The sequence below is a fragment of the Pseudomonas sp. RL_15y_Pfl2_60 genome (genome assembly GCF_963970595.1).
Taxonomy (GTDB): domain Bacteria; phylum Pseudomonadota; class Gammaproteobacteria; order Pseudomonadales; family Pseudomonadaceae; genus Aquipseudomonas.
Window position 1 is genome coordinate 99,492 of the sequence record NZ_CAXAOE010000007.1, and the last position, 14,363, is coordinate 113,854.

Annotated in this window: 11 protein-coding genes; 1 reads left to right on the plus strand and 10 read right to left on the minus strand. The window is 55.7% G+C overall.

Annotated features, from left to right (window positions below; all coding sequences use genetic code 11):
* Positions 1 to 12: 12 nt before the first annotated feature.
* The 3 genes from folP to rlmE form a co-directional block, all read right to left on the minus strand.
* Complete coding sequence (gene folP, locus AACY26_RS18735) at positions 13 to 864, minus strand: dihydropteroate synthase (protein ID WP_339516244.1); 852 nt, start codon at positions 862 to 864, stop codon at positions 13 to 15.
* Between the two features lie 159 nt (positions 865 to 1,023).
* Positions 1,024 to 2,949, minus strand: a complete 1,926-nt coding sequence (gene ftsH, locus AACY26_RS18740; RefSeq protein ID WP_339516246.1) for an ATP-dependent zinc metalloprotease FtsH — start codon at positions 2,947 to 2,949, stop codon at positions 1,024 to 1,026.
* A 241-nt stretch (positions 2,950 to 3,190) separates the two neighbouring features.
* Positions 3,191 to 3,814, minus strand: a complete 624-nt coding sequence (gene rlmE, locus AACY26_RS18745) for a 23S rRNA (uridine(2552)-2'-O)-methyltransferase RlmE (RefSeq protein ID WP_339516248.1) — start codon at positions 3,812 to 3,814, stop codon at positions 3,191 to 3,193.
* A 101-nt stretch (positions 3,815 to 3,915) separates the two neighbouring features.
* On the opposite strand from rlmE, the gene yhbY reads away from it, so the two are divergent.
* Positions 3,916 to 4,227 (plus strand): ribosome assembly RNA-binding protein YhbY, encoded by a 312-nt coding sequence (gene yhbY / locus AACY26_RS18750; RefSeq protein ID WP_339516250.1) that lies wholly within the window; start codon positions 3,916 to 3,918, stop codon positions 4,225 to 4,227.
* A 168-nt stretch (positions 4,228 to 4,395) separates the two neighbouring features.
* Here yhbY and AACY26_RS18755 read toward each other — a convergent pair whose 3' ends face one another.
* The 7 genes from AACY26_RS18755 to dnaK form a co-directional block, all read right to left on the minus strand.
* Positions 4,396 to 4,797 carry a DUF4149 domain-containing protein gene (locus tag AACY26_RS18755; protein WP_339516639.1) on the minus strand — a complete coding sequence of 134 codons (402 nt, stop codon included), beginning with the start codon at positions 4,795 to 4,797 and terminating at the stop codon, positions 4,396 to 4,398.
* A 43-nt stretch (positions 4,798 to 4,840) separates the two neighbouring features.
* Entirely contained in the window at positions 4,841 to 5,317 is a 477-nt protein-coding gene (gene greA, locus AACY26_RS18760) for a transcription elongation factor GreA (RefSeq protein WP_339516252.1), read from the minus strand.
* Positions 5,314 to 8,535, minus strand: coding sequence for a carbamoyl-phosphate synthase large subunit (carB, locus tag AACY26_RS18765; protein ID WP_339516254.1), 3,222 nt, complete (start codon positions 8,533 to 8,535; stop codon positions 5,314 to 5,316). Before carB ends, greA begins: the two co-directional genes overlap by 4 nt.
* A 38-nt stretch (positions 8,536 to 8,573) precedes the next feature.
* Positions 8,574 to 9,722 (minus strand): glutamine-hydrolyzing carbamoyl-phosphate synthase small subunit, encoded by a 1,149-nt coding sequence (carA, locus tag AACY26_RS18770; protein ID WP_339516256.1) that lies wholly within the window; start codon positions 9,720 to 9,722, stop codon positions 8,574 to 8,576.
* 218 nt (positions 9,723 to 9,940) lie between these two features.
* Positions 9,941 to 10,744: a 4-hydroxy-tetrahydrodipicolinate reductase gene (dapB, locus tag AACY26_RS18775; protein WP_339516258.1), complete on the minus strand. Its 804-nt coding sequence runs from the start codon at positions 10,742 to 10,744 to the stop codon at positions 9,941 to 9,943.
* Between the two features lie 177 nt (positions 10,745 to 10,921).
* Positions 10,922 to 12,064 (minus strand): molecular chaperone DnaJ, encoded by a 1,143-nt coding sequence (gene dnaJ / locus AACY26_RS18780; RefSeq protein WP_089360433.1) that lies wholly within the window; start codon positions 12,062 to 12,064, stop codon positions 10,922 to 10,924.
* Positions 12,065 to 12,428: 364 nt separating this feature from the next.
* Complete coding sequence (dnaK, locus tag AACY26_RS18785; protein ID WP_339516260.1) at positions 12,429 to 14,342, minus strand: molecular chaperone DnaK; 1,914 nt, start codon at positions 14,340 to 14,342, stop codon at positions 12,429 to 12,431.
* Positions 14,343 to 14,363 lie beyond the last annotated feature (21 nt).

A 14,363-nucleotide genomic window follows, 5' to 3' on the forward strand; every position in this document is an offset into this window, starting at 1 on the left:
TTCCCTAAATAGTTATTCTGCAGCATCGACCGCAGTAATCATCCGCACTACATCAACTGTCTCAGGCACATCATGCACCCGCAGGATGTGCGCGCCCTTGGCAACAGCGAGCGCTGCAAGCGCCAGGCTGCCATGCAAACGACCATCGACCTCATGCCCAAGCACCCGACCAATCATACTCTTGCGCGAAACACCCACCAGCAAAGGGCGCCCCAACGCATGCAGCGACTCCAAACGCTTGAACAAACTCAAATTGTGTTCAAGCGTCTTGGCAAAGCCAAAACCCGGGTCCAGCATTAACTTGTCAGTGGCAATGCCGGCAGCCGCACAAGCAGCCATGCGCTCAAGCAAAAAACCCTCGACCTCGGCAACCACATCTGGATATTGCGGGTTCTGCTGCATGGTCGTCGGCTCGCCACGCATATGCATCAGGCACACAGGCAAACCTGTTGCAGCCGCAGCCGCCAAAGCACCTTCACGCTGCAATGAGCGCACATCATTAATCAAGCCTGCGCCCAGGCGCCCTGCCTCGATCATAACCTGCGGTGTTGAAGTATCGACCGAAATAATTACATCCAACTCAGCCGCAACGGCCTCTATCACCGGCGCAACACGCTCAAGCTCCTGATCAGCAGATACCGCCTGCGCACCCGGGCGCGTTGACTCACCACCAATATCGATCAGCGTAGCGCCTGCACGCAACATTGCCTCGGCGTGACGCAAAGCTGCATCTCGCTGACTGAAACGCCCACCATCTGAAAACGAATCAGGCGTTACATTGAGGATCCCCATCACCTGGGTGCGAGTCAGATCAAGCAACCGGCCGCCACAAGGCAGCGGGCTAAAATTGTGTTTTAGCGTCATGTATAACCCGAATAGACCACAAGCGATTCAAGCCCGGCATTTTACCCAGCCTGTATCGGCGAGCAAACTTTCCTGGCCAGCAAAACAAAACGCCGGAATACCCCTCTTCGAAGTATTCCGGCGCTTTAAACCTAATTGCAATGGGACAACAACCGAGCCTTAGACTTCAGTTGCTGGGCCACCAATCGGCTTTTCAGGTGTATCTGGCTTGTTATCCGCACCCAAGGACGGATCAATTGGTGTGCCCGCATCACCACCGCCTGTCCAATCACGAGGCTCACGCGGTGCACGGCCACTCATGATGTCTTCGATCTGATCGGCATCGATTGTCTCGAACTTCATCAGCGCCTCGGCCATCGCCTCAAGCTTGTCACGGTTTTCCTCAAGCAAACGCTTAGCCGTGTCGTAGCAGCCGTCGATGATGCTGCGAATTTCTTCGTCAATCAGCTTGGCGGTATCGCCCGAGACGTTGCTGCCCTGGCTACCCATGCTGCGACCCAGAAAGACTTCACCTTCTTCCTCGGCATACATCAGTGGCCCAAGCTTTTCCGACAAGCCCCACTTGGTCACCATGTTCCGCGCCAACTGCGTGGCACGCATGATGTCGTTGGAAGCGCCCGTGGTAACGCCGTCAAAACCCAAGGTCATTTCTTCGGCGATACGGCCACCGAACAACGAACAGATCTGGCTGATCAAGGCGCGCTTGCTCAGGCTGTAACGATCTTCCTCAGGCAGGAACATAGTCACACCCAGCGCACGACCACGGGGGATGATCGACACCTTGTAAACCGGATCATGCTCAGGCACCAAGCGGCCGACAATTGCATGACCAGCTTCGTGATAAGCAGTGTTGAGCTTTTCTTTATCCGACATGACCATGGTTTTGCGCTCTGCGCCCATCATGATCTTGTCTTTAGCCAGCTCGAACTCCTTCATTTCAACCAGGCGCTTGCCTGCTCGCGCAGCAAACAGCGAGGCTTCGTTGACCAAGTTGGCCAGATCAGCACCAGAGAAACCCGGAGTACCACGGGCAATGACCGCAGGATTGACGTCTTCACCCATCGGCACTTTGCGCATGTGTACTTTGAGAATCTGCTCACGGCCGCGAATATCCGGCAGCCCCACGACCACTTGACGGTCGAAACGACCTGGGCGCAGCAAGGCTGGATCGAGTACATCGGGACGGTTGGTCGCTGCAATGACGATGATGCCGTCATTCATTTCAAAGCCATCCATCTCAACCAGCAACTGGTTAAGCGTCTGCTCGCGCTCATCGTGACCGCCGCCCATACCGGCGCCCCGGTGACGACCAACCGCATCGATCTCATCGATAAAGATGATGCAGGGTGCATGCTTCTTGGCCTGCTCGAACATGTCACGAACACGCGAAGCACCTACACCGACAAACATCTCAACGAAATCAGAACCGGAAATGGTGAAGAACGGCACCTTCGCCTCACCGGCAACAGCCTTGGCCAGCAAGGTTTTACCCGTACCCGGCGAGCCGACCATCAGTACGCCGCGCGGAATACGCCCACCCAGACGTTGGAACTTGCCCGGATCACGCAGGAACTCAACCAGCTCACTGACTTCTTCCTTGGCCTCGTCGCAACCGGCGACGTCAGCAAAGGTGGTCTTGACCTGGTCTTCGGACAGCAGGCGCGCCTTGCTCTTGCCAAAGCTCATTGGGCCGCCTTTACCGCCGGCACCGCCTTGCATTTGGCGCATGAAGAACATGAACACAGCAATGATGACCAGAATCGGGAAGCTGGCGACCAGCAACTGGGTCCAGATGCTCTGGCGCTCAGGCTGCTTGCCTACGATATCGACTTTATTGTCGATCAAATCTTTGATCAGGCCATTGTCCTGAATAGCCGGACGCACGGTTTCAAACGAGCTGCCATCAGTATGCACACCACTGATGATGTAGCCATCAACAGTTACGCGCTTGACCTCGCCCTCTTGAACCTGCTGGATAAACTCAGAGTAATTGAGCTTATTCGACTCGTTCGGACTCGAAAAATTATTCATCACGGTTACCAGAACAGCCGCGATGATCAGCCACAAGATCAGATTCTTTGCCATGTCGTTCAATTACCTACCCTCTGAAGCAAGCCCGTGCGCGAGCATGCCTCGCATGACGACCAGTTATGTACCGATCTAACTTACTACACAACGCGCCTTTCTTGCAGGCACTGTCTGTAACCCTTTATGAGCCGCCGACAGCGACTCGCGAAAACACAATCCGCAAACCCTTGTAATACCTGGGTTTGGTTAAGACTGGCAAGCCCGACCTAGGTTTCATAGCGCCAGTCTCTCAAGCCGATTAATTACCGCGATAGCCACGCCCGAGCATGTATTGCTCGCGCGAACGGTCGCGTGAAGACAACGGCTTACGCATCTGTACCTTTTCAAACATCTCACGTACTTGCTTGTGGTATGCATCAAAACCTTCGCCATGGAAGATTTTGATCAAAAAATCACCGCCAGGCTTGAGCACGCGCGCGGACAAATCCAGAGCCAGCTCGCACAAATACATCGCACGAGCCTGATCTGCAGTCCTTACTCCACTCATATTGGGGGCCATATCCGAAATCACAAGGTCTACCGGATTATTACCGATAGCCTCAAGGATCTGCGCAAATACCTCATCCTCGGTAAAGTCGCCTTGAATAAAGGTCACATCAGGGATGCTGTCCATTTCCAGGATATCGGATGCGATCAACGTGCCCTTATCGCCAATCACCCGACTGGTCACCTGAGACCAGCCGCCGGGCGCCGCGCCCAGGTCGACCACGGTCATGCCCGGACGCAGGATTCGGTCTTTCTCCTGGATTTCCAGCAACTTGTAGCTGGCGCGCGAGCGATAACCATCCCGCTGCGCCATCTTGACGTAGGGATCATCGAAGTGTTCTTTCAGCCAACGCTGGCTAGTTTTGGAACGCGCCACGTGGCACCTCTAATAACAATCGTGAATTTCTGGGCGAGCAATACAGCGCTCGGGTAAACTGAGCGCCATATTTTCACCAGATCAGACGCAGGGGTCAGATTATGCCGCTCACTCAAGAGCAGAAGAAACAGTACAAGTCTATCGGCCACCACCTGAAACCGGTAGTAATGGTCGCCGACAATGGTTTGACCGAGGGCGTCTTAGCCGAGCTAGAACGCGCAATTAGTGACCACGAACTGATCAAGGTACAGGTTCGCATCACCGAGCGCGAAGACCGTATCACCGCGATCAATGAGTTGTGCAAGTCAGCTAACGCCGAATTAGTGCAGATCATCGGCAAAATGGCGTTGATCTATCGCAAAAATCCGAACGTAAATAAAAACCTGTCGAACATCAAACGTTTTCAGGGCTAATGCCTGCAGCTCGACCATCCGCCACAATTGGTGGCGGATGGGTAAAGCGCCATTCAGCCTAACCGGCATGAATCGCCAGGGTGTGACAACGCGCAGCTTGTCCACCAGCATCAAACACCCAAAACCAACCGTATAAGTTTATCGCATCAGCGATGGATGGATGAAGCCTTATCCCCCATGCTTAGCGGGCACCGGCTGCAGCACCAGCAACAAGCCACAGAACGCCAGCACCATGTAATTGAACAGCTGCCAGCGTGGCGCCTCCAGCCGGATCCAGTGCACGGCAAAGTAACCCGCGACCATCAACAGTACCGTGAGCAGCAATTGCCCGCGGATATCGCGCCACAAGGCCGGCAAGCCCAGCGCAGCCACCAGCACAAGCGCCTGCAACCCCGCACAACATGCCGCCAAACCTAGCAATAACGGCTTGAGCGACGTCGCCAGATCATCGATCAGCAACGGCGCCAGCCCCAATTTGCTCAGCGCGGGCAGCACCAGAAACTGCAACAACCAGATACCACCCACCCAGAACGTCTGGACGATCAACCAACTGATCGCCCCCGCATTCATCCGCGAAGCAGCCCCTTGCGGCACTGCACGCGCATCACCCGACCTAAATATGACGGACTTCGACAATTTCGTACTCAATCAAGCCGCCGGGCGTTTTGACCACGGCGACATCACCCTCTTCCTTGCCGATCAAGGCACGGGCGATTGGCGAGCTGACCGAAATCTTGCCCAGCTTGATATTGGCCTCGTCGTCGCCAACGATCTGGTAGGTCACACTTTCGTCGGTTTCGCAGTTAGCGATCTCAACCGTGGTACCAAAGATCACCTTGCCGGTGTGAGGGATGGTCGTGACATCAATGATCTGCGCGTTCTGCATGCGACCTTCAATATCACGGATGCGCGCCTCAACCATGCCTTGTTGCTCGCGTGCGGCATGGTATTCAGCGTTTTCCTTGAGATCGCCCAGCTCACGCGCCGTGCCGATGTCTTCACTCAGCTTGGGGCGCACGACCTTGGTCAGGTGCAAATGTTCTTCTTCCAGGGCGCGCGCGCCCTGGACGGTCATTGGGTATTTAGTCATGCCTTGATTCCTGCATGGAGATCCTGCAAGCGACGCACGGTCTTCTCGGGACCAAACTTCAGCGCCTCACAGATCGCCGCACCCGCCGCCAGGGTGGTTGTGCAGCAAATCCGGTGTTGCAGGGCGTTACGACGGATCGAGTAGGAGTCAGCAATCGACTGACGCCCCTCAGTGGTATTGATGATCAAGGTCACTTCATCGTTCTTGATCATATCGACAACATGCGGGCGACCTTCAGTCACCTTGTTGACGCGACGCACAGGCAAGCCTGCAGCCTCGATTACTTTAGCAGTCCCAGCGGTGGCCACAACCTCGAAGCCCAGCGCAATCAGGTCACGTGCAACGTCGGCCGCTTGTGGCTTGTCATCATCACGCACGCTGATAAAGGCGCAGCCCGAGTTTGGCAGGATTTCACTGGCACCCAGCTGGGCCTTGCCGAAGGCTTCGCCGAAGCTGTCGCCAACACCCATGACTTCACCAGTGGACTTCATTTCCGGGCCGAGGATCGGATCGACGCCCGGGAACTTGGCGAACGGGAACACCGCTTCCTTGACGCTAAAGAACGGCGGAATGATTTCCTTGGTGAAACCAATTTCAGCCAATGTCTTGCCTGCCATGACTCGTGCAGCCACTTTAGCCAGCGACTCGCCGATGCACTTGGAAACGAAAGGTACGGTACGCGATGCACGCGGGTTCACTTCGATAACGAAGATGTCCTCGCCCTGCACAGCCATCTGCACGTTCATCAAGCCGATTACGTTGAGTTCGAGGGCCATTTTCTTGACCTGGTCACGAATCTCGTCTTGGATGTGCGCAGGCAAGGAGTACGGCGGCAGCGAGCACGCTGAGTCACCGGAGTGAACCCCCGCCTGCTCGATGTGCTGCATGATTGCGCCGATCACCACTTGCTCACCATCGCTGACCGCGTCGATATCGACTTCGATCGCGCAGTTGAGGAAGTGGTCAAGCAATACCGGGCTGTCGTTCGACACCTGAACCGCTTCACGCATATAGCGACGCAACTCGTCTTCCTGGTAAACGATTTCCATGGCGCGACCACCCAAAACATAGGACGGACGCACCACCAACGGATAACCGATGGCTTTCGAGGCCGCAAAGGCTTCGTCTTCGCTGCGCGCAGTGGCGTTAGGCGGCTGACGCAAGTTCAGGCGCTCAACCATTTGCTGGAAGCGCTCACGGTCTTCTGCACGGTCGATTGCATCAGGGCTGGTACCAATAATTGGCACGCCAGCCTCTTCAAGGGCACGGCACAGTTTCAGCGGGGTTTGCCCACCGTACTGCACGATGACACCTTTAGGCTGCTCGACACGGACGATTTCCAGCACGTCTTCCAGGGTCACTGGCTCGAAGTACAGGCGATCAGAGGTGTCGTAGTCGGTCGATACGGTTTCCGGGTTGCAGTTGACCATGATGGTCTCGTAACCGTCTTCGCGCATCGCCAGCGCCGCGTGTACGCAGCAGTAGTCGAACTCGATACCCTGGCCGATACGGTTTGGGCCACCGCCCAGGATCATGATCTTGTCGCGGGTCGACGGATTCGCTTCGCATTCTTCCTCATAGGTCGAATACATATAAGCAGTGTCAGTGGCGAACTCGGCGGCGCAGGTATCAACGCGCTTGTACACCGGCAACACTTTCAGCTTATGGCGGTGGCTGCGCAGGTTCTTCTCGGTCACGCCCAGCAGCTTGGCCAGACGCGCATCGGAGAAACCTTTGCGCTTGAGCTTGAACATCACATCCCGGTCGATGCTGGTCAGGCCCAGGGTCTTGATCCGCTCTTCGTCCTTGATCAGGTCTTCGATCTGAACCAGGAACCACTCATCAATATTCGTCAGGGCAAAGACTTCTTCGACTGTCTTGCCTGCACGGAATGCATCACCGATGTACCAGATGCGGTCCGCACCCGGCACGGTCAGCTCGCGCTTGAGCGTGCCTTCGCTTTCCGGGTCTTTCAGGTCCAGCTTGGGATCAAGACCGGCAACGCCCACTTCCAGACCGCGCAGGGCTTTCTGCAAAGACTCCTGAAAGGTGCGGCCGATGGCCATGACTTCGCCCACAGACTTCATCTGGGTCGTCAAACGTGCGTCGGCTTTCGGGAATTTCTCGAAGGCGAAACGTGGAATCTTGGTCACAACGTAGTCGATAGCCGGCTCGAACGAGGCAGGCGTGCGACCGCCGGTGATGTCGTTCGACAGCTCGTCAAGGGTGTAGCCGACAGCCAGCTTGGCAGCAATCTTGGCGATTGGGAAACCTGTGGCTTTCGAGGCCAGCGCCGAGGAACGCGACACGCGCGGGTTCATCTCGATCACGACCATGCGGCCAGTGTTCGGGCAAATACCGAACTGCACGTTCGAACCACCGGTTTCTACGCCGATTTCGCGCAAAACAGCCAGGGATGCGTTACGCAGGATCTGGAATTCTTTGTCAGTCAGGGTCTGCGCTGGCGCCACGGTGATCGAGTCACCGGTGTGCACGCCCATTGGATCAAAGTTCTCAATGGTACAAACGATGATGCAGTTGTCCTTCTTATCGCGGACAACCTCCATTTCGTACTCTTTCCAGCCGATCAGGGATTCATCGATCAACAGCTCGCGCGTTGGCGACAGATCAAGACCGCGGGCGCAGATTTCTTCAAATTCTTCGCGGTTGTAGGCAATGCCGCCACCGGTGCCGCCCATGGTGAAGGACGGACGAATGATGCACGGGAAGCCGACCTTCTCCAGCACTGCATAGGACTCTTCCATGCTGTGCGCAATACCGGAAACCGGGCACGCCAGACCGATGTCTTTCATCGCCTTGTCGAAGCGCGAGCGGTCTTCAGCCTTGTCGATGGTGTCGGCATTGGCGCCGATCATCTCGACACCGAACTTTTCCAGCACGCCGTGTTTTTCAAGATCCAGCGCGCAGTTCAGCGCAGTCTGGCCGCCCATGGTCGGCAGCAATGCGTCAGGACGCTCTTTTTCGATGATCTTGGCCACGGTCGACCACTTGATCGGCTCGATATAGGTGGCATCAGCCATCGACGGATCGGTCATGATGGTCGCCGGGTTGGAGTTCACCAGAATGACCCGGAAACCCTCTTCTTTAAGCGCTTTACAGGCTTGAGCACCCGAATAGTCAAACTCGCAGGCCTGGCCGATAACAATCGGGCCGGCGCCGAGGATCAGGATGCTTTTTATATCAGTACGTTTTGGCATTTTTACTCACTCGAATCCGTTGGTCACAGTCAGCAGGCTTAGCGGCGCTTGGCCATGGCTTCGATGAAGCGGTCAAACAGAGGCGCGACGTCGTTCGGGCCCGGGCTTGCTTCGGGGTGACCCTGGAAGCTGAACGCGACCTTGTCAGTACGCTCGATACCCTGCAGCGTGCCATCAAACAAGGATTTGTGAATCGCCCGAACGTTAGCTGGCAAGGTCGCCTCATCCACAGCAAAGCCGTGGTTCTGGCTGGTAATCATCACAACCCCGGTGTCGAGGTCTTGTACCGGGTGGTTGGCACCGTGATGGCCATGACCCATCTTCAGGGTTTTAGCGCCCGAGGCCAGTGCCAGCAGTTGGTGACCGAGGCAGATGCCGAAAACCGGGATCTCGGTTTGCAACACATCCTTGATCGCCTGAATCGCGTAATCGCACGGCTCAGGGTCACCCGGGCCATTGGACAGGAACACGCCATCAGGATTCATTGCCAACACTTCATTGGCTGGCGTTTGCGCTGGCACGACGGTCACACGGCAACCGCGCGCCACCAGCATGCGCAGGATGTTCAGCTTGACGCCGTAGTCGAAGGCAACCACGTGATAAGGCAATTTACTGGCAGGCACTTCAGCGTGGCTGTCAGTTTTCAAGTCCCAAACGGTTGAGCGCCACTCGTACTGCTCGGTGCAGCTTACGACCTTGGCCAGATCCATGCCCTTGAGGCCTGGGAAGCTGCGCGCCAGCTCCAGTGCTTTTTCCTCGGTGGCATCTTCACCGACCAGGATGCAGCCATTTTGCGAGCCTTTCTCACGCAAGATGCGGGTCAGGCGACGAGTATCGATATTAGCGATTGCGACGGTACCGTTTTCCTTCAAGTAATCAGGCAGCGATTGCTTGTTACGCCAGTTACTGGCGATCAGCGGCAGGTCACGAATAATCAAACCAGCAGCCCAGACGCGGTTCGACTCGGCATCTTCCGGCGTGGTGCCGGTGTTGCCGATGTGCGGATAGGTCAGGGTTACGATTTGCTGGGCATAGGAAGGATCTGTAAGGATTTCCTGATAGCCGGTCATGGCGGTGTTAAAAACCACCTCTCCAATTGTGTGGCCGTCGGCACCGATGGCCTCGCCACGAAAAATGCTGCCATCAGCAAGGGCCAAAATGGCAGCTTTAGGGGCTGGCTTACTCAAGAAAACCTCCGAAAATCAAAGCTTGAAGCAAACGCAGATTGTAAAAAAGCGGGATGACGTGTGAACCGTCATCCCGCTTTTTTTATGAATTCATTCTGCGTAACTTTTAGTGGGCACACTAAAGCAGAAAGCTTACAGGAAACTGCATTTTTGGTCCACCCAACTTGCGCTAAAAACCGCAGAATGCAGTCAACTTTTTGGCGAGCCCGCCAAAGTGCTTAGTTAAGCTCTAAAACATCCTGCATATCGTAAAGTTTTGCCGGCTTGCCCTGCAGCCACAAAGCTGCCCGAACGGCACCTTTGGCAAAGGTCATGCGGCTCGATGCCTTGTGGGTAATCTCAACCCGCTCACCTTCAGCGGCGAACAGAACCGTGTGATCGCCCACCACATCACCGGCGCGCACGGTGGCAAAGCCGATGGTTTCGCGATCACGGGCGCCGGTTTGGCCTTCACGCCCGTAAACGGCGACCTTCTGCAGATCACGCCCCAGCGCCTTGGCAACGACTTCACCCATGCGCACCGCAGTTCCGGATGGCGCATCCACCTTGTGCCGGTGGTGCGCCTCGATGATTTCGATATCCACCTCATCGCCCAGCACACGCGCGGCAGTGTCGAGCAGCTTCAGGCAAAGATTTACACCCACACTGAAGTTTGCCGCAAACACGATTGGAATCTGCCTGCCCGCCTCGCTGAGCAATTGCTTTTCTTCAACACTGAATCCGGTGGTACCGATGATCATCGCCTTGCCGGCTTTGCGGCAAATCTCAAGGTTTTTCAGGGTAACTGTTGGATGAGTGAAATCGATCAACACGTCGAAATCATCAAGTACGCTGCTCAAGTCGCCCGACAACTGCACGCCGATCTTGCCCAATGCGACCAATTCGCCGACATCAGCACCGACCAGACTGCTATCCGGGCGATCAACTGCAGCGCTCAGGCGCGCACCCTCGGCCTGCTGAACCGCTTCAATCAGGGTTTTGCCCATACGCCCGGCGGCGCCCATCACAGCAATACGTTGCATATCCAAACCACTCCAAACTGAAAATCCCGGGCCGGCACCCACTTAAAGATTACCGGCTTACGCTACAGATACCGCAAGCGCTTTGCCCAAATAAAAAAGCTGCTTAACCCGCAGTTTACTAGGTAAACCTGCACATTAAGCAGCTTTTTAATACAGCGCTTCGCGCACGACTACGAGCTACAGGTCGCCAAAGAAACGCTTAACGCCCTCAAACCAGCCATTGGCTTTAGGTGAGTGCGAGCTGTCGCCGTCAATCGACTTGCGGAACTCTTCAAGCAACTCACGCTGACGACGATCCAGGTGCACCGGTGTTTCCACCGCCACACGGCACATCAGGTCACCGGCACCGCCGCCGCGTACAGGGGCAACACCCTTGCCACGCAGGCGGAACAACTTGCCGGTCTGGGTGCCTTCAGGAATCTTCAGCTTGACCCGGCCATCCAGCGTCGGCACTTCGAGCTCACCACCCAAGGCGGCATCAGCAAAGCTGATTGGTACTTCGCAATACAGGTGCTTGCCGTCACGCTGGAAGATCGCGTGCTCGCGCACATTCACTACCACGTACAGGTCGCCTGCCGGGCCACCCATTGCGCCCGCTTCACCCTCACCCGAGAGACGAATGCGGTCGCCGGTATCAACACCCGCCGGGACTTTGACCGACAAGGTCTTGTGTTCTTCAACACGACCCTGACCATGGCAAGAGTCACATGGATCAGTAATCATCTTGCCGCTGCCATTACAGCGCGGGCAGGTTTGCTGCACCGAGAAGAAGCCTTGCTGCATGCGCACCTGGCCAATACCGCCACAGGTGGTACAGGTCACAGGCGTGGTGCCCTTCTTCGCACCTGAGCCATCGCAGGTCTTGCAGTTTGCCAGTGTCGGTACGCGAATGGTTACCGTGGTACCGCGTACTGCCTCTTCAAGATCCAGCTCAAGGGTGTAGCGCAAATCGCTACCGCGCTGCGCACCACCACGCCCCCGGCCGCCAGCACCCGCTGCACCGCCGAAGAAGTCGCTGAACACATCACCGAAAATATCGGAGAAGTTGGCGCCGCCAAAACCTGCACCGCCCGCACCGGCGCCGCCCATGCTCGGATCAACACCTGCGTGGCCGTACTGATCGTAAGCGGCACGCTTGCTCGAATCAGACAGGACTTCGTAAGCCTCGTTGGCTTCCTTGAACTTTTCTTCCGAGACTTTATCGTCAGGATTACGGTCCGGGTGATGCTTCATCGCCAGGCGTCGGTAAGCTTTCTTCAGCTCAGCTTCGCTGGCGCCGCGCTCAACACCGAGCACCTCGTAATAGTCACGTTTAGACATAAATCCTCAACACCTCGAACAAATCGTTAAAAAGCTATCGCACCTGCGTCTCTGATTAACGCGTTGGGAACCTCTGAAAAAAGTAGCGAGCGACGGGAGTACAAGGCGAAAAAGTGCAAAAAAGCGACCGGGGTCGCGCTCGACTTTAGTTGTTCTAAATGAGCATTTTGAGCAGTTTTTCAACGCAGTAATACCTAGCGCAGTAATTTTTCAGACGTTGCCTTGCAAATCATTCCCTCCAGACATGCCAACGCGGGAGCAAGCTCCCGCGCGGCGGATCATACAGGTTGTGACTCACGCCACAACCGGCTGGAGCCTTAACGCATCCCTGAAACCACCAGGGATGCGCCTAGCAAGCCTGGGCTTACTTGTTGTCTTTGACTTCTTCAAACTCAGCATCAACAACATCATCAGCGCCTTGATCCTTGCCTTCTGGCTGGGCTTCAGCGCCTGGCTGCGGCTGCTCGGCGTACATCTTCTGCGCCAGAGGAGCAGTCGCCTCCGAGAGCGCCGCCACTTTAGCGTCGATCTCTTCCTTGCTGTCGCCTTTGACTGCAACTTCGAGTTCGCCAATGGCTTTCTCGATGGTCGCTTTTTCTTCCTCGGTGGCCTTGTCGCCAGCCTCGGTGATCATTTTGCGGGTTGCATGAACCAGTTGGTCGCCCTGGTTACGTGCAGTCGCCAGCTCTTCAAACTTGCGATCTTCCTCGGCATTGGCTTCGGCATCACGCACCATTTGCTCGATTTCTTCCTCGGACAGACCCGAGTTAGCCTTGATCACGATCGACTGTGTCTTGCCAGTCGCCTTGTCTTTGGCGCCTACGTGCAAGATACCGTTGGCGTCGATGTCAAAGGTCACTTCGATCTGCGGCACGCCGCGTGGCGCTGGTGGAATCTCAGCCAGATCGAATTTACCCAGCGACTTGTTCTGCGCAGCTTGCTTACGCTCGCCCTGCAGCACGTGAATAGTCACTGCGCCTTGGTTATCATCAGCGGTCGAGAACACTTGCGATTTCTTGGTCGGAATCGTGGTGTTTTTCTCGATCAAGGCAGTCATCACACCGCCCATGGTTTCGATACCCAGGGTCAGAGGCGATACGTCGAGCAGCAATACGTCTTTAACGTCGCCAGCCAGAACTGCACCCTGAATTGCTGCACCCATGGCAACAGCTTCGTCCGGGTTAACGTCCTTACGCGCTTCTTTACCGAAGAAGTCAGTAACCAGCTTCTGGACCAACGGCATACGGGTCTGGCCACCGACCAGGATCACGTCGTTGATCGCACCGACATCAACGCCAGCGTCTTTCAACGCAATGCGGCAAGGCTCGATGGTGCGCTGAACCAGATCTTCAACCAGCGACTCAAGCTTGGAGCGCGAGATTTTCACGTTCAAGTGCTTAGGACCGGACGCATCTGCAGTGATGTACGGCAGGTTTACGTCAGTCTGCTGGCTCGAAGACAGCTCGATCTTGGCTTTCTCGGCAGCTTCTTTCAGGCGCTGCATGGCCAGCGGATCACCTTTAAGGTTCATGCCGCTTTCTTTCTTGAATTCGTCGACGAGGTAGTCGATCAGACGAATATCAAAGTCTTCACCACCGAGGAAAGTGTCACCGTTGGTCGCCAACACTTCAAACTGGTGCTCGCCATCAACTTCAGCAATTTCGATAACCGAAACGTCGAAGGTACCGCCACCCAAGTCATAAACGATGACAGTGTGGTCGCCCTTGGCCTTGTCCATACCGTAAGCCAGAGCGGCTGCGGTTGGCTCGTTGATGATGCGCTTAACGTCAAGGCCTGCAATACGGCCGGCGTCTTTGGTCGCCTGGCGCTGGCTGTCGTTGAAGTAAGCCGGAACAGTGATAACCGCTTCAGTAACAGCTTCACCCAGATAGTCTTCGGCAGTCTTCTTCATCTTTTTCAAGATTTCAGCCGAGATCTGTGGCGGCGCCATTTTCTGATCGTTTACTTCAACCCAGGCGTCCGCATTGTCAGCTTTGACAATTTTGTACGGCACCATCTGGATGTCTTTCTGTACAACTTCTTCGTCAAAGCGACGACCGATCAAACGCTTAACCGCGTACAGGGTGTTGTGCGGATTGGTCACTGCTTGGCGCTTAGCCGACTGGCCCACCAGGATTTCACCATCGTTTGCATACGCAATGATCGATGGAGTGGTGCGCGCGCCTTCGGCGTTTTCAATAACTTTGGCTTTGCCGTTTTCAAGAACGGAGACGCAGGAGTTGGTTGTCCCCAGGTCGATACCGATAATTTTACCCATGTTTACTCTCCCGAAACTTTG

Coding starts and splice junctions, on each gene's coding strand:
- folP (WP_339516244.1), bottom strand. CDS start 864: ATGACGCTAAAACACAATTTTAGCCCGCTGCCTTGTGGCGGCCGGTTG.
- ftsH (WP_339516246.1), bottom strand. CDS start 2,949: ATGGCAAAGAATCTGATCTTGTGGCTGATCATCGCGGCTGTTCTGGTA.
- yhbY (WP_339516250.1), top strand. CDS start 3,916: ATGCCGCTCACTCAAGAGCAGAAGAAACAGTACAAGTCTATCGGCCAC.
- AACY26_RS18755 (WP_339516639.1), bottom strand. CDS start 4,797: ATGAATGCGGGGGCGATCAGTTGGTTGATCGTCCAGACGTTCTGGGTG.
- greA (WP_339516252.1), bottom strand. CDS start 5,317: ATGACTAAATACCCAATGACCGTCCAGGGCGCGCGCGCCCTGGAAGAA.
- carB (WP_339516254.1), bottom strand. CDS start 8,535: ATGCCAAAACGTACTGATATAAAAAGCATCCTGATCCTCGGCGCCGGC.
- dapB (WP_339516258.1), bottom strand. CDS start 10,744: ATGCAACGTATTGCTGTGATGGGCGCCGCCGGGCGTATGGGCAAAACC.
- dnaJ (WP_089360433.1), bottom strand. CDS start 12,064: ATGTCTAAACGTGACTATTACGAGGTGCTCGGTGTTGAGCGCGGCGCC.
- dnaK (WP_339516260.1), bottom strand. CDS start 14,342: ATGGGTAAAATTATCGGTATCGACCTGGGGACAACCAACTCCTGCGTC.